This is a genomic window from Candidatus Brachybacter algidus (assembly GCF_016707225.1).
Taxonomy (GTDB): Bacteria; Bacteroidota; Bacteroidia; order Chitinophagales; family Saprospiraceae; genus Parvibacillus; species Parvibacillus algidus.
On sequence record NZ_JADJID010000003.1, the window covers coordinates 676,768 to 698,507 of the forward strand.

General features: G+C 38.1%; 10 protein-coding genes. 7 read left to right on the forward strand and 3 right to left on the reverse strand.

Annotated elements, in window-relative coordinates; translation table 11 throughout:
- Positions 1 to 251: 251 nt before the first annotated feature.
- The 3 genes from IPI15_RS12720 to IPI15_RS12730 all read left to right on the forward strand — a co-directional run bounded on the left by IPI15_RS12720 (position 252) and on the right by IPI15_RS12730 (position 5,245).
- Positions 252 to 1,358, forward strand: coding sequence for a DegT/DnrJ/EryC1/StrS family aminotransferase (locus IPI15_RS12720; protein ID WP_287403552.1), 1,107 nt, complete (start codon positions 252 to 254; stop codon positions 1,356 to 1,358).
- On the forward strand, positions 1,355 to 2,296 hold the full coding sequence (locus IPI15_RS12725) for a UDP-glucuronic acid decarboxylase family protein (RefSeq protein ID WP_287403551.1): 942 nt from the start codon (positions 1,355 to 1,357) through the stop codon (positions 2,294 to 2,296). The genes IPI15_RS12720 and IPI15_RS12725 overlap by 4 nt, the downstream gene beginning before the upstream one ends.
- Positions 2,297 to 2,383: 87 nt before the next feature.
- A complete protein-coding gene (locus tag IPI15_RS12730; RefSeq protein ID WP_287403549.1) occupies positions 2,384 to 5,245 on the forward strand; it encodes an SLBB domain-containing protein in 2,862 nt (953 codons plus the stop codon).
- A gap of 207 nt (positions 5,246 to 5,452) precedes the next feature.
- Here the strand turns inward: IPI15_RS12730 and IPI15_RS12735 are convergent, their stop codons facing one another.
- A complete protein-coding gene (locus IPI15_RS12735) occupies positions 5,453 to 6,352 on the reverse strand; it encodes an EamA family transporter (RefSeq protein ID WP_287403548.1) in 900 nt (299 codons plus the stop codon).
- Positions 6,353 to 6,445: 93 nt separating this feature from the next.
- Here IPI15_RS12735 and fdhD point away from each other — a divergent pair, with 93 nt between their 5' ends.
- Genes fdhD through IPI15_RS12750 form a run of 3 tightly spaced genes read left to right on the forward strand, consistent with a single transcriptional unit; the run spans position 6,446 to position 9,247 of the window.
- Positions 6,446 to 7,252: a formate dehydrogenase accessory sulfurtransferase FdhD gene (gene fdhD, locus IPI15_RS12740; protein ID WP_287403546.1), complete on the forward strand. Its 807-nt coding sequence runs from the start codon at positions 6,446 to 6,448 to the stop codon at positions 7,250 to 7,252.
- A gap of 56 nt (positions 7,253 to 7,308) precedes the next feature.
- Positions 7,309 to 8,538 carry a glycosyl hydrolase family 18 protein gene (locus tag IPI15_RS12745; protein ID WP_287403544.1) on the forward strand — a complete coding sequence of 410 codons (1,230 nt, stop codon included), beginning with the start codon at positions 7,309 to 7,311 and terminating at the stop codon, positions 8,536 to 8,538.
- Positions 8,539 to 8,545: 7 nt separating this feature from the next.
- Positions 8,546 to 9,247 (forward strand): SDR family NAD(P)-dependent oxidoreductase, encoded by a 702-nt coding sequence (locus IPI15_RS12750; protein WP_287403543.1) that lies wholly within the window; start codon positions 8,546 to 8,548, stop codon positions 9,245 to 9,247.
- A 191-nt stretch (positions 9,248 to 9,438) separates the two neighbouring features.
- Here the strand turns inward: IPI15_RS12750 and IPI15_RS12755 are convergent, their stop codons facing one another.
- Positions 9,439 to 10,704, reverse strand: coding sequence for a DUF4403 family protein (locus tag IPI15_RS12755; protein WP_287403541.1), 1,266 nt, complete (start codon positions 10,702 to 10,704; stop codon positions 9,439 to 9,441).
- Between the two features lie 443 nt (positions 10,705 to 11,147).
- Here IPI15_RS12755 and IPI15_RS12760 point away from each other — a divergent pair, with 443 nt between their 5' ends.
- Entirely contained in the window at positions 11,148 to 21,164 is a 10,017-nt protein-coding gene (locus IPI15_RS12760) for a choice-of-anchor L domain-containing protein (RefSeq protein WP_287420560.1), read from the forward strand.
- A 41-nt stretch (positions 21,165 to 21,205) separates the two neighbouring features.
- Here IPI15_RS12760 and IPI15_RS12765 read toward each other — a convergent pair whose 3' ends face one another.
- Positions 21,206 to 21,574, reverse strand: a complete 369-nt coding sequence (locus IPI15_RS12765; protein WP_287403537.1) for a hypothetical protein — start codon at positions 21,572 to 21,574, stop codon at positions 21,206 to 21,208.
- Positions 21,575 to 21,740 lie beyond the last annotated feature (166 nt).

Genomic DNA, 21,740 nt, shown 5'->3' on the forward strand with positions numbered 1-21,740 from the left:
TAGAAGGTAGATGGTATTTAGTTAATTGATTGATATTTTTCCTCCAAATTACTTAAATAGGCAAAATTCATATTAATTGATGAATTCCATCTAAAATCTACCTTCTACCTTACAATATTTTATTAATATTCAGATTGTTGTTTACGACTATGTAATTTGCCTCCCGAAACTTGAGTAAATTAAGAACGTATAATAGATTACTTTTGCTCCTCGTTAGATTATTCCACAATAAAAACCAGTAAAATTTGGATATGAATATTCCGATGAATGACCTTAAGGCGCAGTATAGCAGATACAAAGTCGAAATAGATGAGGCCATTCAACAAATCTTAGATTCTACACAGTTCATTGGTGGTAACCCTGTTAAAAAATTTGAAAATAATTTATCTGAATATCTGGATGGAGCTCATGTCATAGCCTGCGCTAATGGGACAGATGCCCTTCAGGTTGCTCTTATGGCATGCGACCTCAACCCTGGTGATGAGATCATTACCACACCTTTCACTTTTGCTGCCACTGCAGAAGTGATCTGCCTTTTAAAATTAAAACCGGTATTTGTAGATATCCATCCTGATACATTCTGCTTAAACGAAAACCACATAGAAGCAGCAATTACCCCGAATACAAAATGCATTATTCCCGTCCACCTTTTTGGTCAATGTGCCAATATGGAAGCAATAATGAAAATCGCTGAAGCTCATAATCTTATCGTTGTGGAAGATGCCGCACAATCGTTAGGATCGAAAGTGCTTATGAATGATGGTAGTAGTGTCCATAGCGGAACGATAGGGCATATCGGAACTACAAGCTTCTTCCCATCAAAAAATCTTGGTGCATATGGCGATGGTGGGGCAATATACACCAGGGATGAATCACTGGCTATCAAGCTTCGAATGATATGTAATCACGGAGCTCGCAAAAAGTATTATCATGATATTATAGGTGTAAATTCCAGATTGGATAGCCTTCAAGCTGCTATCCTGGAAGTAAAACTGAAATATTTGAACCAAGATATCAACAAAAGAATGGAAGTTGCAGCCATTTATGATGAACTTCTTGAGTCAAAAAAACATATAACCAGACCTGCTAGAGCTGCATACAGCACACATTCCTTTCACCAATACACAATAAAACTGGATAAGGGGAGGGACGAGATGGTTAGTCATCTGAAAGACAATAATATTTCCACATCTATATATTATCCTTTATCTTTGCACGTTCAACCAGCATTTAGTGGTCATAACTCATTAAATAAATCATTTCCGGTGACTGAGCAACTTTGCCAACAAGTGTTATCACTGCCCATATATCCGGATCTAACAAGAGCACAAATCGAGAAAATAACGAATATTTTATGAAACGAATCCTAATAACAGGAGCTGCAGGCTTTCTTGGTTCACACCTTTGTGACCGGTTTATAAAAGAAGGTTATGCTGTCGTGGCCATGGATAATTTCATAACCGGTTCTGTGGAAAACATCCAGCATCTTTTTCATTTAGAACAATTTGAATTCTATCATCATGATGTGTCGAAATTTGTTTACGTCAAAGGTGATTTGGATTATATCCTACATTTTGCATCACCTGCATCGCCAATCGATTATCTAAAAATGCCTATTCAAACGTTAAAAGTAGGTTCGCTAGGCACTCATAATCTATTAGGGTTAGCAAAGGAAAAGAAATCAAGGATGTTGATTGCGTCAACTTCTGAAGTATATGGCGACCCATTGGTGCATCCTCAAAAGGAAGACTATTGGGGCAATGTGAATCCGATAGGGCCAAGGGGTGTTTATGATGAAGCAAAGAGATTTCAGGAGGCTATTACAATGGCCTATCATAATTTTCATGGACTTGAGACAAGGATCGTTCGCATATTTAATACTTACGGGCCGAGGATGAGGGTTGAAGATGGCAGAGCACTTCCAGCTTTCTTTAGTCAGGCCATACGCGGCCAGGATTTGACGGTGTTTGGAGATGGTTCACAGACTAGGTCATTCTGTTATGTAGATGATCTTGTAGAAGGCATTTACCGATTATTACATTCAGACTATCATTTACCTGTCAATATAGGCAATCCAGAAGAGATTACACTGAATCAATGTGCTAATGAAGTGCTTGCATTAGTAGGAAATACACAAGTAAAAATAGCTTATCAGGCATTACCACAGGATGATCCAAAGGTGCGACAGCCTGATATAACACTTGCAAGGAATTTACTTAATTGGGAGCCCAAGGTATCAAGAGCAGATGGCCTAAAAGCTACTTATGAATATTTTAAAACAGTGGTTACACATTAAATATAAATACTGATGTGAACTAATAGTTAGATTTAGATATTAAATTTGACTCTTTCGCATTCAAAGCGTAACCCTAAATAATAACGAATGAATAAGTTTTATTTACTTTTTTTGGTTTTTATGATCCCTGTATTTGGCTACAGTCAAATCTCAGATCCTAATTATGATCCAAAGAAAATGATGCAACAAAATGCCGATAAGATCGAGGAAGTTAAATCAGAAATCAAATCTAAAGGCATTACAGAAGCGGAGCTAAATGCAAAATTGCTCGATAAGGGATATAATCTTAAACAGTTAAGGCCAGACCAGATCGAGGGCATGGATAAAGTGGTGGAAGATGCCATTAAAGAAATTGAAGAGGAAAAAATACAAGCATCAAATAAAGCTAAGGAGGACGCGAAATCTAAAATCATTAAGGAGAAAAACGATACAAAGAAGTTTGATAAAGAGGAGAATCTTAAAAAAGCAAAGCAGGCTGATAAAGATAAAAAAACAGTCAAACTTGATGATTTTGATTTTCAAAATGAGTTTTCGAATTCAATTGAGGAAACTTTTGAGATTGACCCTAACAATAAGCAAAAGGAGGCAAAGATGCTTTCAGATTCATTAAAGGATCTTGAGAAAGTTAAGGTGGCAATATATGGTCAACAATTATTTTTAAATAGCGATCCGGAATATTTCACCAACCCTCAGGATCAGACTCCTGCCAATGATTATCTCCTAGGACCAGGCGATGTAGTTCGTATTGTCATTTTCGGAAGATCATTATATGATGGTGATCTGGAAGTAGATGACCAGGGATATATAGATCCAAAATCATTACCAAAGATTTATCTAAAAAGTCTTCCATGGGGCCAAGCGAAAAAACTTATTGAAGCAAGATATAAGCAACGATATTCCTTTTCAACGGGAGAAATTGCTATTTCATTAAAAAAATCAAGATCGATCACTGTCAGTGTCTTCGGTGAAGTCAGAAATCCGGGTTCCTTTACTTCTTCTGCAGCCAATACCGCATATAACCTAATTGTTCTTGCAAAAGGAATTACAGATCTGGGAAGTGTCAGAAATATTCAAATAGTTAGTCCAGGTGGAGGAATTAAAATATACGATGTATATAAATCAATGATGAATCCAACCTTAGCAACAAACATCTATCTTCAAAATAATGATTTTGTACAGGTCCCCGTTGCTCAAAAAGTTGTTTCAGTAATTGGTGCAATTGTAAGACCTTACAGATATGAATTGCTACCAACAGAAAATCTTGGAGACCTTGTTAAATACGCAGGTGGCTATGCTGCTGATGCTGATAAAGAATTGATCCAAATAATCAGATTCGAAAATGGATCCCGAAAAATATATGAGGTTAGTGCTGCCAACGCCAAATCATTCATACCACAAAATGGTGATGAAATCACAGTGATTCAATCATCAGAAGAAGTAAAAAACCGGCTGGAAGTTAGTGGAGACGTCGAACGGCCGGGGAATTTTGAGTGGAAAGAAGGAATGAAAGTTACAGACCTCCTTGACAAAGCCAAACTCAAAAGAACTACCAAAAGAAACATAGGTTTTGTTCAAAGCCTTAATTCAGACAATAGCTATAGCTTGCGATCATTTAATATCGACTCTATTACAGAAGATAAAAATTCCACCAAGAATTATTTGTTGAGTCCCAATGACAAATTAATCATACTCTCACAAATTGATTTTACACAGTACTATAAGATTAATGTCAGTGGTGCAGTCAGAAATCCGGGTGAATTTGATTTTGATCCAGCAAAGAATATTAAGGTAAAAGACGCTGTCACTTTAGCGGGAGGATTAAAAGTAGATGCTCTATCAAAAGCATATGTAGTTCGAACAGATACAGCGACAGGAATAAGAAACTATGCTTTATTCAATATCCAAAATGCATTGACAGATATCAATTCTTCTGATAATTTTATATTGGAACCACTTGACCGCATAGTCATATTGTCCAACTCCATTATCAAAAATGAAAGTACGGTAAGCGTGGGAGGAGCCGTCAAAAATCCTGGTCAATTTAAGTATGGTTATTCAATGACATTATTGGATGCCATCACTTTATCCGGGGGATTAAAAACTGAGGCAGCGACTAATAGAGTGGAGATCTTCAGGATAGTTCTAAATAATAATGAGCCTACCAAAGTAGTAGCAGCCACATTCGATATTCCTAGAGACCTTATCATGGCCACAGATGCGCTGAATAAGACTTATCTGGAACCATTTGATATCATTGAAGTTAGGTCCTTACCTAAGTATAGTCTCCAAAAGATGATAAAAATAGAAGGTGAAGTAAGATATCCCGGTTCATATGCGCTTATCAAGGACAATGAAACTATATATGAAGTGATTGGCAGAGCAGGAGGATTAAATCCGGAAGCATTTCTTGGAGGTGCCAAATTGAACAGAAGTTTCGACAATATCGGTCTGGTCATCATTCAACTAGGAGAAATAATGAAGAATCCTAACGCCAGTTATAACATTTCTCTTTCTGATGGGGATATTCTTACCATTCCTAAGAATAAAGAATTGGTTTCAATAGCAGGAGCAGTGAATATAGGTGACATCACAAACGCTGCAGAATTGAACAATGATTACAAAATAAACGTGGCTTACATGTCTGGCAGAAATGTCAAATACTACATTGATGAATTCGCCGGAGGACTTTCTGACAAAGCAGATAAAAGTAAAATATATGTACAGGATGCGAATGGTAAAAAATCCAAAGTTAAGTCCTTTTTATTCTTTAAAAAGTATCCGAAAGTCAATAAAGGTTCGGCTATCGTAGTAGGATATAAGGATGAAAAATTACTTCCTGTAGCACCGAGAGAGAAGACAGATTGGGCTAAGGTCATTGCTGAATCAGTTGCTCAAGCTACTGCGATATTGACTCTGGTTGTGCTGATCAATACTATCAATAAGAGTTAGTAGAATGAGTTGGTTACGCCATCCGACGTATCACAATCTTCATAATGCTACATTTCAAATTTAGATGCTCTTTCAAATAAAGAGTCGTTTGATGTTTTCGTTTTATTAAAGAAGATATTATCGAAAACATCAGATGACTTTAAGCCATCAGACGGCGTTCCGCACTATATTTTCGATTTCGCCATCCAAAATGAAATCAAATTTACATTAATATAATACTGTCTTCCTTTTAGAAACAGGCAAGTTAAGGAGGACTACGCTCAAGATAATTAGCAAACATGCTCCTAGTATACTGAGGGACATCTTTTCATTCAGGACTATCCATCCTAAAATAATAGCTACCACAGGATTGATATAAGCATATGCAGACACAATAGGCAAAGGTAAATGCTTCAATGCGTAAGCATATGACATCATGGCTACAATTGAACCAAACAAAATGAGATAAATCATGGCAACCCATCCTGATGAAGATAAATTAAAAGTATGCTCCTCCCCTATTATTAAGCTGACCAGTAATAAACCTAATCCTCCCGAGAACATCTGGATTGCTGTGTTTAGAAAAGGATTGGAATTTCCAGAACCTCTTTTAATAATATAACTTCCTCCGATCCAACCAAAAGTAGCTAATAAAGTAAGGATAGTCCCCCATAGATATTTCATATCTGTTAGACTAGTGAGCGAGTCAGAAAACAACCAAAATATTCCGCACACCCCGAGCAGTATGGATAAATATCCAACCCAAGTAAGCTTGATCGCTCCTGGGGTGACCAAATTAATCAAACTAACCCAAACTGGCATAGAAGCACAGATGACTGCTGCAAGACTACTTGGAATACTTACTTCACCATATGCGACAAGACCGTTCCCTACAGTAATCATTAGTATGCCAGCGGCTGATTGCTTCAACACATTCTCTAAAGATGGTTTTTCCAGTCGTAGAAATATCCTGAGTCCTATAAAAAGCAAAATCCCTGCAGTTACTTGACGAATTCCTGAAAACAGAAAAGGGGCCATTTCATGCACCCCAATTTTGAGAAATAAGTAAGTTGTACCCCAAATAATACATATAATCCCTAAGGCAATCCAAGCCTTTTTATTATCCATAGATCAGAATTTGTTTATTGGATTTATTCTCTTCAATCGCAATATTTTGGCAAATGTATTATATTTAAAATTCTAATTCACAAACAGTTTTTGATGGAGCAAAAAATTTTAATACAATCAGTTGATATCATTAAATTTAAAAAGAATCAAAGAACAGCTGTTATGGATGATGTCATGATCGAAGAACCGCTTCAGATCAATACCATTAGTAAAGATCTAGGAAAAAAACCATCAAGTATCACCATGAGAACACCAGGGCATGATGACGAACTTGCACTCGGTTTTATGTTTAACGAAGGCATAATAAATGAAGCACGAGATATCGTCAAAACTACAGTAGGCGATGGTGAGGTTAATCTTTATTTTAATGACCATATTTCAACTGACACAAAAGATACTGAGCGCAACTTCTATATAACATCTAGTTGTGGTGTATGTGGTAAGTCGAGTATAGATGCACTTAAAATGCATTCAGAGCCAAAAAAGGTAAATAAATTATTCTCTCCGGAGATTATAAAAAGTATGTATGAAGAGATCAGATTAAATCAAAAATCATTTGTCCTCACAGGCGGCAGTCATAGTGCGGCAGTTTTTAACTATAAAGGAAAATTAATTGTGTTAAGAGAAGATGTCGGTAGACACAACGCCGTAGATAAGTGCGCCGGTTACCTGTTCAAAAATGGGCTTCTAGCATCAGATGAATACATACTTTGTCTGAGTGGAAGGTCTTGTTATGAGCTAATTCAAAAAGCCGTTAGGATGAATTGTACTACGATTATTTCGATCGGAGCGGCGACCAGTCTTGCCATTGAAACAGCCTTTCAATTTAATGTCACTTTGATCGGTTTTTTTAAAGATACCGGTTATAATATCTATAATGGTCAGGAAAGACAAATATAATAATTTCATATATAAAATTTGTCTATATTTGTGCTTTGTCATAAAGCATTTCCCAAATGAATTATCGATTTTATTTAGTTTTTACTTCATTTCTTATCCTGTCAAATATATTAAAAGCCGATAATTTTCGGATTATTGGGTATCTACCGACCTATCGATTTTCTACAATTGAGGAATTAGAAGTAGAGAAATTGACCCATTTGAACCTGGCTTTTGGGCAAGCTACTTATGATGGTAAAATTACACTAAAAGGGGACTATCCATACGTGATCAGAAGATCCAAAGAGAAAAATCCCGATTTAAAAGTTATACTTTCTCTGGCAGGTGGTGGATTAAATGGAGCACAATTTGCCTACTGGAAAAAATATATGTTGCTGAGTAATCGCAGTGCATTTATTAATCAAATCGTAACCTTTCTGAAGATAAACAATCTTGATGGTGTTGATGTGGATCTTGAATGGAACAATATTACCTCAGATTATCCCGGATTCGTAGCCGAATTAAGTGATTCGATAAGAATTAATAATTTTGAAATCAGTGCGGCCTTCCCTGCAATGAAACGATACAATGTCCTTACTAATGCGGACTTCGATAATTTTGATTATATAAATGTCATGGCTTATGACAATGCGGGACCTTGGCAACCTAATGTCATCAGACAACATTCCTCATTCGATCTCGCAGAGAAATCAATAGAATTTTGGGTGAATACTTGCAATATACCGCGCTCGAGAATTAATCTTGGAATTCCTTTTTATGGCTATGATTTTGCTAAAAAACCAGTTCGGGGAAAGACCTTTGCTTCAATTATAAGCGCGGATCCTGAGCTTGCTTTTGCAGACAATACAAAAAAGACTTATTACAACAGTATTCCGACAATCATTGAAAAAACACAATTGGCTAAACAACAATGTGGAGGTGTAATGTTGTGGGAAATAGGTCAGGATGCAATAGGAGAAGATGGTGATTACTCGCTTTTACATTATGTCCACAATACTGCAATGACGGGCGGTGTAGGGACATTCTTTCCCAAAATTAAAAAATTTACAGTCATACAATCTGACGAAAGTCAATTGGCCATTCACATAGAGAATAATCTGGTACCGGGAGCATATTTCGTGTTGAAGGATATAGTCGGCTGTGCCAATGAGCAGATACATTTCGATGAATTTACCGATGTTATCAACTTTGATCTTGCAGTTTATCCCAGAGGAGTTTATATCCTCTCATTGGTCGAACCAGGTTTGAGACCAACGACTCAGAAAATAATGAAGCTAAAAGGCTGATCCACATATGAAAGTTTTAATTACAGGCAGTACTAAAGGCATTGGCAAAGCAATCACTGATGTGTTTGCCCCTTTTGCGACCGAGATCATTCTTACATCAAGGACTTTAATTGATCTTGAAGACCAGAAAATTGAATTACAGAAAAAGTATCCCGAATTAAAAGTTCACATTCTTGCTGCTGATTTTTCGCATATTGAGGAAGTGAATTACTTCTGTGATTTTGTATCCAACCTAGAATTTACAATTGACATTCTTGTTAATAATGCTGGAATTTTTCTTCCCGGTAATATCCTTGAAGAATCTTTAGAAGATCATCAGACAATGATGATGGTCAATTTTTCATCAGTTTACACACTGTGTAGGAGGCTGATCCCTTCAATGAAATCCGCGGGGACAGGTCATATATTCAATATTTGTTCAGTAGCTAGCCTCAAAGCTTATAGTAATGGAGGTTCTTATTCAATTTCAAAATTTGCCCTCTATGGATTGACTCAGAACTTAAGAGAGGAGTTAAAGACTTTTGGAGTAAAGGTAACTGCAGTATTACCTGGAGCAACTTGGTCCAACTCATGGGCAGGGGCTGATCTTCCTGATGAAAGATTGATGGATGCCCTGGATATTGCAAAATGTATATTCAATGCTGCACAACTTAGCCCTGCAGCATGTGTAGAAGAAATAATAATTAGACCACAATTAGGCGATCTATAATTTATTCGTTTCGGGGACACTTGTTTTTCCCAGAAGATATTCAGCACTCACCTTAAATTTAGAAGTCAGAAATTAGAAATTAGAAGCTTGCCAGACTAAGTGCAATGACGGCGGGGAACCTTCCAACTTCAAGTTAAATGATATCAAAACTTTTATAGAAATTATTTTGCTCCGAAACTTTAGTTGATTAATTATTTTTCTGGAACTAGCTCCATGGTTAGATTGGAGTTAACTATCATAATAGCCTGTCCATTATGAATATCCATTTTTAACAACTGCCACTCATGGATATCTCCTTTTAAAAACAATCCATTGGCCAATTGAAGATTTGACATCATTTCATTAACTGTCGATATTAGGTTATCGATATAAGGCTTAAGTGCTATTGGAAATTGTTTGCGCATAAATGATTTGGCAACAGAAAGAGCAATATTGCCTTTTAAAGAAGAGAGTACATTTTTACCTGAAAAATTGAAAGTCAGGCTCTCAATATCAAGCATTAAGTTTTGCTGGTCCACCACAGGATTACCAGCGATAGAAAGACCTCCATTCAAAGTACCTTTAAGTCGCATCGCTATTGCAACTCCATCCTCCCCTACCGGTCTGACTAAGATTTTTTCAATAGTGCATCCAATCGCTTTTTCAATACTTCCCAAGGATTTAACAACTTTCAATGCAGGCAGATCAAGAGACTGAAGGTCCAATCGGACTTCAATATAAAGAGGTTTATTATCAGCATAAGACTCAAGAAATGTCACCTTTGGTTGATATTTTGTATCAGGTCGTTCTGAGGATTCAATCGGCTTAACTATGACTCTGGTGTTAATCGCTAACTTTATTAAGTTTTCCAGGATATTGACCTTGTAAATCTCAATGTATTCAGGCTTGACAGAAAGAAACATTGATTCTTCATTTTTTAAAGGTATTTCTAATATTTTGTGCCAAACAGTTTTTGTTAGTAAAGAGCTGAGATTCACCACTTCCGCAAGTGTCTCGTTAATCTTTTCATTAATGGTTGGCAATGAGTCTTGAACAATATCTTTGACCATTTCATCAGGAACAATAAAGTCAACTAATTTGGGAGTGATATCCGGACCTGTTGTCCACTCAATATTTATTATACTAGATGTTACTTTAATATTGCTTTCACCCTCAATAATCAAGGTAGATTCAAATTCAACCATGAGTTCAGCTTCTACTTTGACGGCTTTTACAGGTACTCTTAGATTTGTTTCAATTTTAACAGGAAGATAACCATGTATGCGATCATTACTTATCGAAATATCCGCGTTAGAAATAGGAGTAATAAGTATTTCCTGATCATTAAGCACGCTGATAACAATAGGTCCTCTTGATTTGAAAAGTTGATCTATTTGTGTATTTATCAACTTGTTGAGTTCTGCCGTTTCAACCTGAACACTCAGATCGTTGATTAAAATGCATGATTCATTCTTCATCTCCATAATTTTGCTAAGGTATATATATTAAATTTATCCTTCATATAAAAAATTTGTTTGGTCAAATAAAAAATGACCATTCATCTTAAAAAGACCATATGTTAACAAATATCTGAATGAATAATTAAATAAAAAATTTAAAAAAGCAATAATATCGATGTTAAATGTCATAAATATACAAAATTGGCAATTTTAATTTTAAAACAATCAAAATAATACAAATAAATAAATAGAAATAATCTAACCAATACAACAAAACTTCAAATAAATATTGTAAATTCGAAATTATTTCAATAGATAACTAATCTCAAAGATATTATTAACGAATTGTGACAAAATTGCACAATAATTCCTAAATTCGCAGGTGTTTTAACAAACAATTTACAAAAGATACAAAGTAGAATTTTGACCGCCTTTTTTTGCTCTTTTAAATTTATTTACCTATGTATCGTTATGCCCCTTTTTACAAATTCATTTTTGGGTCTATCTTTCTTTTATTTTTAAACACAGCATATAGTCAATTCTCGGTTAATACCGGAGCTACAGCCATGCAAATGGCCCAGGAATTGGTTGGTCCAGGTGTTGATGTCATTTCTGCCACATACGTTGGTGATGGTAATTCCAAAGGTATTTTTACAGCATTTGCGACTTCCTTACCAATGACTAATGGCGTCGTTTTATCAAGTGGTTTTGTAACTCCAATTGGTGCGCCTGCAGGAGGGCCTGTCATGAGCGCAAATACATCGGGTGGCAGCGATCCTGACCTCGACCTCTTGAGCACAGGAAGTATAAATGATGCCGCATATCTTGAATTTCAATTCAGAGCCATAGGCACAGAAATCAATTTTGAATTTGTCTTCGGATCAGAAGAATATCCTCAATATAATTGTACTAGCTTTAATGATGTTTTTGGATTCTTCCTAAGTGGTCCAGGCATAGTAGGCAAAAAGAATCTGGCGTTAGTACCTGGAACAAATATACCTGTTACAATAAATACAATTAATAATGGTGTACCAGGTCCAGGCGGAAATACTCTTAATTGCACCAGTCCTGGCCCCGGAAGCCCTTTTACCGCATATTACATCAACAATTCGGGTAGTACAACTATAGAATTTAACGGCCTCACCACTACATTATTAGCCACTCAAACAGTTCAATCCTGCCAGATTTATACTATTAAATTAGCCATTTCCGATGTTTCTGATTCTGCATTAGACTCTGGTGTATTTATCAAAAGCAACAGCTTTAGCTCTGAAGTCGTAACTCTGGATATCACAAGTGATCCTGTATTCCCTGCCTGCCCGACGAATTCTGCCACATTTACGGCTAATGTAACTAATGGTGTACCTCCAATAGTATATTCTTGGTATCTGAATAATTCATCTGTAGGCACAGATAACAGTACGCTCACTTTGAATAATTTGCATAATGGAGATAAGATCTTTTGTATAATAAATAGTTTTGCTGACTGTTCTGGAAATAAAGTAATAAGCAATGAAATCACTGTTACTTTCCTGCCTTACACTTATGAAACACTTAATGTAGCCATATGCCAAGGTCAGAGCTACGTGTTCAATGGAATTACATATACCACATCGACAAATGCCCCACTAGATACACTGCCCAATCCTCCGGGTTGTGACAAGATCGTCAATCTGCATTTGGTTGTAAATCCATCTATTCAAGCGACTATGGCACCAATAGGGCCTTTCTGTATTGGCGATACACCTCCTTCGCTTCCTGGCACATCTTCCAATACTCCGCCTCTGGCAGGAACATGGTCTCCTCCAACTATAAACACTTCGGCAGCCGGAACAAGTTCTTATACTTTTACCCCAGACCCTTCAGTTTGTGCATTGCCAGTCACTATTGATATCACTATAAATCCTAAGATAATACCAACGTTTAATCAACTTGGTCCTTACTGTAAAGGTGCTGTACCGGGAACCTTGCCAGGCTCATCTACCAATAGTCCGCCAATCACCGGTACATGGTCCCCAGCCGTGATAAGCACTGGAGCTTCAGGTTCGACCGTTTATACCTTTACTCCCGGCGCAGGAATATGTGCTACACAAACTACGATGACCATCGTAATAAATGAACCGGTATTACCAACCTTTGCTCCTATTGGGCCATTGTGTCAAAACTCGACTGCTCCAACTCTTCCCGGAAGCTCCACCAATGCACCACCAATTACTGGTACATGGAGTCCTGCAGTTATAAACACTTCCACTCCGGGAACAGTAACTTATACATTTACTCCTACAGCCGGCCAATGCGCATTGCCAGCCACAATGTCTATAACAATAGATCCTGAGATAACACCGACCTTTACTCAGCTGGGCCCATATTGCAAAGGTGCTACTCCACCTACACTTCCTGGCAGTTCTACTAATGCTCCACCAATTACAGGTACATGGAGCCCTTCAGTGATAAACACCAGTAACCCTGGAAGTTTTGTCTATACATTTACTCCCACAGCGGGAATCTGTGCCAAAGTAGTAACTATGACCATCGTTATAGATCCACCAATCCAACCAACGTTCACACAGTTAGGCCCTTATTGTAAAGATGCTGTACCTGGTACTTTTTCGAATAGTTCTACCAATGTACCTCCTATAACAGGAACTTGGAATCCGGCAGTTATTAATACTTCCGCACCGGGAAGTTTTGTATATACATTCACTCCTACAGCGGGTCAATGTGCAGATCCTGCATTAATGACTATTGTAATCGACCCACCAGTTATACCTACTTTTGCACCAATTGCTCCACTTTGCCAGAATTCTACACCAATTGTTTTACCTAATACTTCTAATAATAGTCCAGGTATTACCGGTACATGGAGTCCAATGCCTGTCAATACTTCTACAGTAGGAACATCGACCTATACGTTCACCCCAACTCCGGGATTGTGTGCACTGCCAACTACGTTAGACATTACTATAAAAGCACCGATAGTCCCTGTTTTTACACCTATAGGACCACTATGTCAAAACAGCTCTGCACCTGCACTACCAACATCTTCTAATGACGCTCCTCCTATCATGGGAACTTGGGTTCCTTCTGTCATCAATACATCTACGGCAGGGACGTTTATTTTTACATTCACACCCAATGCCAGTGAATGCGCACTTCCAACTACGATGTCGATAGTAATTGATCCTGAGATCACACCTACTTTTACTCAATTAGGGCCATATTGCAAGAATGCTACTCCTGATATTTTACCCAATAACTCAAACAATATTCCACCAATACCGGGAACCTGGAATCCAGCAGTTATTAATACATCAACTCCGGGTACGACTACTTATACCTTTACACCAAATGCCGGAGTGTGCGCCAAGATCGTTACAATGATGATCACGATAGATGCACCTATTTTACCTACGTTTACCCAATTAGGTCCGTATTGCAAAGATGCTATTCCGGGTATTCTTCCATTATCCTCAACCAACAGCCCTGCAATAACTGGGACCTGGATACCTGCAATTATTAACACCTCAACGCCTGGAACCTTTGTATTTACATTTACTCCAGATGCAGGTCAATGTGCCGATCCTGCTACAATGAGTGTAGTAATCAATCCACCGGTACTTCCAACATTTGTGCCAATCCCACCCATATGCCTTAATGCTACTCCTGTCGTATTGCCCAACAACTCTACCAATAGCCCTCCAATAACTGGTAGTTGGAATCCAAACCCTGTCAATACTTCCACTCTAGGAACAACTACCTATACCTTTACACCAAATGTAGGAGAATGTGCCTTGCCGACTACAATGGATATTACTATTAAACCACCAATTGTTCCTACTTTCAGCCCCTTTGGTCCATATTGTCAAAACTCGGCAGGAATCACGCTTCCTAGTTCATCCACTAATGCACCTCCAATCACAGGAAGTTGGAGCCCTTCAGTAGTGAACACATCCACTCCGGGAATAACAACATATACATTTACACCTTCAGCAATAGAATGTGCTACTCCTATCTCAGTTCAAATAGAAATCTTACCTGAGATATTGCCTGTTTTCACTCAATTAGGACCCTATTGTTACGGTGATCCTCTAGACCCGCTCCCTACAAATTCAGAAAACACTCCTCCGATACCAGGCACCTGGTCTCCATCAGTCATAGACCCTAATGGCACAGGCGCGGTTGTTTACACGTTTACACCAACGCCTGGAATCTGTTCACCGCCTATTACCATGGTAATAACTATTAATAAACCAGTACAAGCTTTTATATCCACAATCGGACCTTTCTGTCTGAACTCTATTCCGCCAAACCTTCCTCTAATTTCAAATGATGTGCCGCCAATAACAGGAACATGGAGTCCATCAGTAATTAGCACTTCGGCAGTTGGTGTCATAAATTATACATTTACACCTGATCCGGGACAATGCACCTCTCCGACTAATATTCCAATAACAATTTTTACTCCTCCTACGCCTACCTTTACTCAGCTGGGTCCATTCTGTAAAAATTCCGCTGGAGTGACACTTCCTAATTTCTCTAATGATAATCCAACAGTTACAGGAATCTGGAACCCAGCTGTAGTCAATACTGCTAACGCAGGTAATTCAGTGTATACATTTACTCCTGATCCTGGTCAATGTGCCGGTCCGGCCACAATGTCTATTAATATAACGGCGCCCACAATTCCATCTTTTGATGGTATAGGGCCTTTCTGTAATGGCGAGATTCCTCCGTCCTTGCCAGCATTAAGTACCAACAACCCTCCGATTGTGGGTAATTGGGATCCACCATTTATTAATACAACTGTAAACGGACCCTCTATATATACTTTTACGCCAAATGAAAATGAATGCGCTTCAATTAATACCCTATCAATTATTATTAACCCTCTTCCACAGATTAATATTAGCCCAGTTCCACAATTGTGTATAGACAGCGCCGCAGTAACTCTTACTGCTACGCCCGCTGGCGGTACTTGGTCAGGAACGAACGTAATTGGTAACACTTTTGATCCTTTAGCTGGTGGGACCTTTAGCATATTTTATACTTATACTGACGGTAATGGTTGTACGAATGTTGCATCGACTGATGTAGTGGTGAATGATTGCTCTTGCATGAATCCAGCGAGTGCTGATGCCGGCCCAGATGGCAGTATTTGCGAAGGAGGAACCTTCAACCTGAACGGACAGATATTTATTTCATCCAATTCGACTTGGTCGTCAACAGGGACTGGAATATTTGGTAATGTATCTAACCCTATAACAACCTATACTCCAAGTCAGGCCGATTACGCATTGGGATCAGTTACTTTGACCTTACTTGCTTTCGATCCGGATGGTTCTGGGCCATGTAGTGCGACTTCAGATCAAATGGTCTTGACAATTACAAATACTCCAGTTAATATTTTTCCTGTTCAACCATTGTGTGCCAATGATCAATCCTTTATGCTAAATGCTTCTCCTCCTGGAGGAATATGGGCAGGTCAAGGCGTCCTAGGCAACTTTTTTGATCCTGCTTCTGCAGGGGCAGGGGTGCATACAGTAACATATACATTGACCGGTGGATGCACTGGCTCGGGTTCCATAAATATTACAGTACACCCCGGAGTTAATGTCTCGATAAATCCGGTAGCTCAATTATGTTCCGACGATCCTGCTGTATTTCTTGTAGGTAATCCTGCTGGAGGTATATTTCTTGGCCCGGGTATCACCGGCAATGTATTTACACCTTCTACTCCCGGCACATTTAATATAGACTATCTTTATACTGATGGTAATTTATGCAGTTATATAGCAACAATTCCTATCGTAGTGGTCAATTGCAATTGCATCAATCCACCAATAGCTAACGCTGGCTCCGATGCTAATATTTGTCCAAACACTCCATATAATCTAACTGGTTCAATTTCATTTTCAAATTCATCTCTATGGACTACATCGGGAACCGGGGTCTTTGCAAATGCTTCAAATGCAATTACGACATATACTCCAAGTGCTGCTGACTTATTAGCTGGAAGCGTCACATTAACCTTGACAGCTCTAGATCCAGACGGAATAGGTCCTTGTATAGCTGCTTCTGATGATATGGTTATTACTTTTAATATTATAAGTATCCAGATCGATCCGGTAAATCCAATCTGCTCGAATAATGCAATAGTTACTTTAAATGCATTACCATCAGGTGGAACTTTCTCTGGAAGCGGTGTTTCCGGAAATACTTTCAATCCAATGACTGCCGGTCCTGGTAGTCATGTTATTACTTATACAATCAGTACTCCATGTCCATCAAATAAAACTATTAACATAATCGTAAACCCGCTCCCTTTAGTGAGTATAAATAATATTGCTGATCTTTGCCTTGATGATGCTCCTGTTGCACTGACAGGTAATCCGGCAGGTGGCACCTTTAGTGGAGGCGGCATTGTTGGCAATGTATTTACTCCTTCTTCTGTCGGAAATTTTACGATTAATTACACATATACAAATAGTAATGGCTGCACAGCTGCCAGTTCAACCACTATTGGCGTCACTGACTGTAATTGCACCAATCCAGCTTCTGCTAATGCAGGACCAAATGCTATAGTTTGCGAAGGAAATACTTATCAGCTATTTGGCTCAATTACAGTAGCCGCATCAGCATCATGGTCAACAAGTGGTGATGGTACTTTTAATAATCCTTTAATTCTCAATAGCATATATACACCTGGATCCAATGATCTTGCGAATGGATCTGTGATCTTAGCGTTGACTACATCAGACCCTGATGGTGTGGGTCCATGCAGTCCAGTATCAGATGATATCACACTAACTTTTGAACAATTATCAATTAACATCAATATTCAAGCTCCTATATGTATTGATGCAGGATTGGTAACATTAGTCGCCACTCCATCTGGAGGTGTCTTCTCGGGAGTAGGTGTTTCAGGCAACACATTTGATCCTTCGATAGCCGGAACAGGTGTTCATGTCGTAACATATACAGTATCGGGAAATTGCAGCGGGTTTGCTACGATTTCTATTACTGTAAATCCTTTACCTATCATTAATATAGACAATGTAGGTTTGTTGTGCATTGATGATAGTCCCATAACCCTTACAGCAAGTCCGACAGGAGGTGTTTTTACAGGAATAAATGTTAATGCTGGTATATTTACACCTTCAAGCGCAGGAGTATTTGCAATCACCTACAAATACACGGATACTAATGGTTGTGACGCTGAATCAATGATCAATATTACAGTCAATGATTGTGGCTGTCTTGATCCCGCCCTTGCGAATGCAGGATCTGATGCAAGTATTTGCAAAGGATCTGACTACCAATTGAATGGTTCCATTGGAATAGCTTTAGCTTCTCAATGGTCAACGTCAGGAGATGGTACTTTTGACAACGTAAATGCTCTAAATGCTATTTATACACCAGGACCTTCTGATATATTATCCGGTGCGGTTATCCTTACTTTGACCACTTCGGATCCGGATGGCAATGGGCCTTGTCATGAGGCTACTGATCAGATGACCTTAACAATAACTACAATCCCGGTCAATATAAATCAAGCAGGTCCATTATGTATTGATGGCGGAATAATAACACTATCAGCAATTCCATCAGGGGGAATATTTTCAGGAGCAGGCATCATTGGCAACAATTTCGATCCACTGATGGCCGGCGTAGGTAACCATGTGATTAATTACACATTGAATGGCAACTGTCCGGCATCCACAACCACACTAATAACTGTAAATCCCCTACCAATAGTTAATATTAACGCTGTCGGACCATTATGTATAGATGATGATCCCGTTTTATTAGTTGGTCTACCTTCCGGCGGAACATTTAGTGGTGGTGGCATAGTGAATAATATATTTACACCTTCAAATGCTGGCACATTTACAGTTAAATATTCATATTCAGATGGAAATGGATGTACCAATTCGATAACATCTGACATACTTATCGAGGATTGCGGATGTCTAAATCCGGCTACAGCCTATGCAGGAAATGATATAAATATATGTGCAGGGCAAATAGCTTCACTTAATGGTATAATTACAGTATCAACTAATGCGATATGGTCTACATCCGGAGATGGAGTATTCAGTAATTCTCAAAGCTTAAGTTCAGATTATACTCCAGGTGTCTTAGATATAGCAAACGGTTCAGTTACCTTATCATTAATCACTTCAGATCCAGATGGTAGTGGGCCATGCCATGCCGCACTTGATTTGGTAGTAATCACTATTAGTCAAATTCAGATAGTAATAACCCCAGTTCAAAATGTCTGCATCGATGGCAATCTGGTGACACTTTCAGCTACTCCAGCAAATGGAGTTTTCTCAGGAGCAGGAGTTTCAGGAAATATCTTTAATCCGGCGATAGCCGGTCAGGGCAGCCACACAATAACTTATACAATAGGTGGAAATTGTCCCGGAAGTAAAACATTTGTTATTATTGTAAATCCACTTCCATTAGTGTCCATTGCTTCTGCAGGACCACTGTGTATTGATGATGCTCCAATCACTTTGAACGGAAGCCCAAGTGGTGGAACCTTCAGTGGTCAAGGAGTTACAAATAATTCATTCAATCCAACTCAAGCTGGAATATTTACTATTGGATATGTATTTATCAACAATAATGGTTGTACTAATTCTGCTTCCATTGACATTGCTGTTAACGACTGCGGTTGTGCCAATCCTGCTTCCGCAAATGCAGGCCCTAACGGTATTATTTGTGCCGGACAAAAGTATAATGTAAACGGAACTATCAGTGGGACAACTAATTCTATTTGGACAACATCAGGGACAGGTACATTCGATGATCCGGCATCGTTAAATACTGTTTATAATCCTAGTGCATCCGATATTATCAATGGTTCAGTCACCCTGATGCTTACAGCCGTTGATCCTGATGGCAGTGGCCCTTGTCATTCATTTACGGATGAGCTCAAATTAACGATCACTCCCTCTCCAAATATAGATATTCTAACTTCACCCATATCATTGTGCTTAGATGATGATCCAATCAACTTAAGTGCAAATCCATCTAATGGAGCATGGTCAGGCAATGGTGTAAGTGGAAGTACATTCAATCCTGGCATTGCCGGCCTAGGATCACATACAATTTATTATAATGTTCAAAGTGGAAATTGTAGCTCTATAGATTCAGTAATATTATCCGTAACAGATTGTGGCTGCAATATTTTAATTAGTGTAAATGCAGGCCCTGATCTAAGCATTTGTGAAAATGGAAAAATATTAATAAATGCCCAAGTAACCGGAACTTCCAATTTCACCTGGAGTACGTCAGGTTCAGGTACCTTCGTCAATAAAAATAACGCTTCAACGGAATATATACCTTCAACATTAGATAGATTAAACCAAGTAATAATACTTACGATTACAACAGAAGATCCTGATGGCGCCGGACCTTGTATCTCCAAAAAAGATGAAATATCAGTAAGAATAACCACATTAATCGATGTCGATTTATTAGTAGATCATACGGATTGCTTGGAAGCGACAGGAAGTGTTACAGTATTGCCACCGGCATCTAATCTCCTAATTTTCTCAGTGGATGATGGGGGTACTTTTACTGAACTTCCCATATTTAAAGGATTACTTCCAGGAAATTATACGTTGATTTATAAAGAACCAATCTCAGGTTGTCAATCTAGTACAAATTTTGTGATTGATCCGCCACCAGTAGTTACTGCCAATTGGAAACTAACATCTAAAGCTTGTACAAGTGCTTTGACAAACTTTATAGATGTCTTATCCACTCAGAATATGACCATGCCGATCTTCATTTATGTAGATAATAATCTCATGGTAACAACCAGCAAATTACCTGTTAAAATTGATAATCTATCAATCGGCGACCATACACTTATCATCACTGATAGCAAAGGTTGCGAAATAACAGATGACTTCTCTATCACGGAGTCTTCCAATATAGATATTGATATTCAGGGAGTTTATGTGGTAGATGAAGGTGAGGAAGTGACACTAATCCCTGAGATCAGTGGCCCATATACTAGCATTATCTGGACACCGGGGACTTATCTTTCTTGTACAACCTGCCTTACTCCAAGATGTAAACCAAAGAAGGAAATAACATACACCGTTGAAGTCACTAATGAACAGGGTTGTAAAGATGAAATCACAGTAAGGGTTGTGATCAGAAAGAAAATTAATATTTTCGTACCTAACATTTTCACTCCAAATGGTGATGGGGTGAATGATCTTGTCACAGTATTTACAGACGATAATATTAAGATTATTGACAATCTAAAGATATTCTCCAGATGGGGAGAATTAGTATTTGAAAGATCAAACTTTATACCTAATATAGAATCTGAAGGATGGGACGGAATTTTTAAAAATCAAGAGATGAATCCTGCAGTATTTGCCTGGGTAGTTGAGGTAAATATTCCTGGTGAAGGGATAAGAATACTCAAAGGGGATGTTACACTGATTCGCTAAAATTAAAAAAAGGAGCAATTGCTGCAATTGCTCCTTTTTTATTACTTACTTTTTACGATGAGTACTCCTTCTTTATCGGTGATTAGATAACCATAGTCGTAGCAGAAAAAGTATGTTTGTCCTTTGTGGTTTTTAAAGAGATGGGTATGATGTTTTAATTTAAACCCTCGTCTAATCAGCCTGTCCTGCCCTACCATCTTCATCTCTTCATTCGGTGGTAAGAGTGATTCTAAGATTCTCCGATTTTTTAAAAGTGCGTTATTAACATTGCGGATGACATTGTTAATCTGACCTTTCAAATGATTGTTGTAAGAATTACGACAGAAATCATCGCAATATTTTTTGTCCGCTCTTCCGTTGATTTTTTTCGAACAGCTTAGACATACCTTTATGGTGGTTGTTGTTTCCATGAAAAAATATTTTAATTGGTGATTAAAATTTGAATCCTGAGAAGATATCTCGCTAACAATTTTCATTGTCAAACACGCTTTTCAAGTTTTCATTACAACAAAGCTATAATATATTTTTTACTTATACAATAGTTGTGTATAAATATTTACAAACGAATACGAAAAA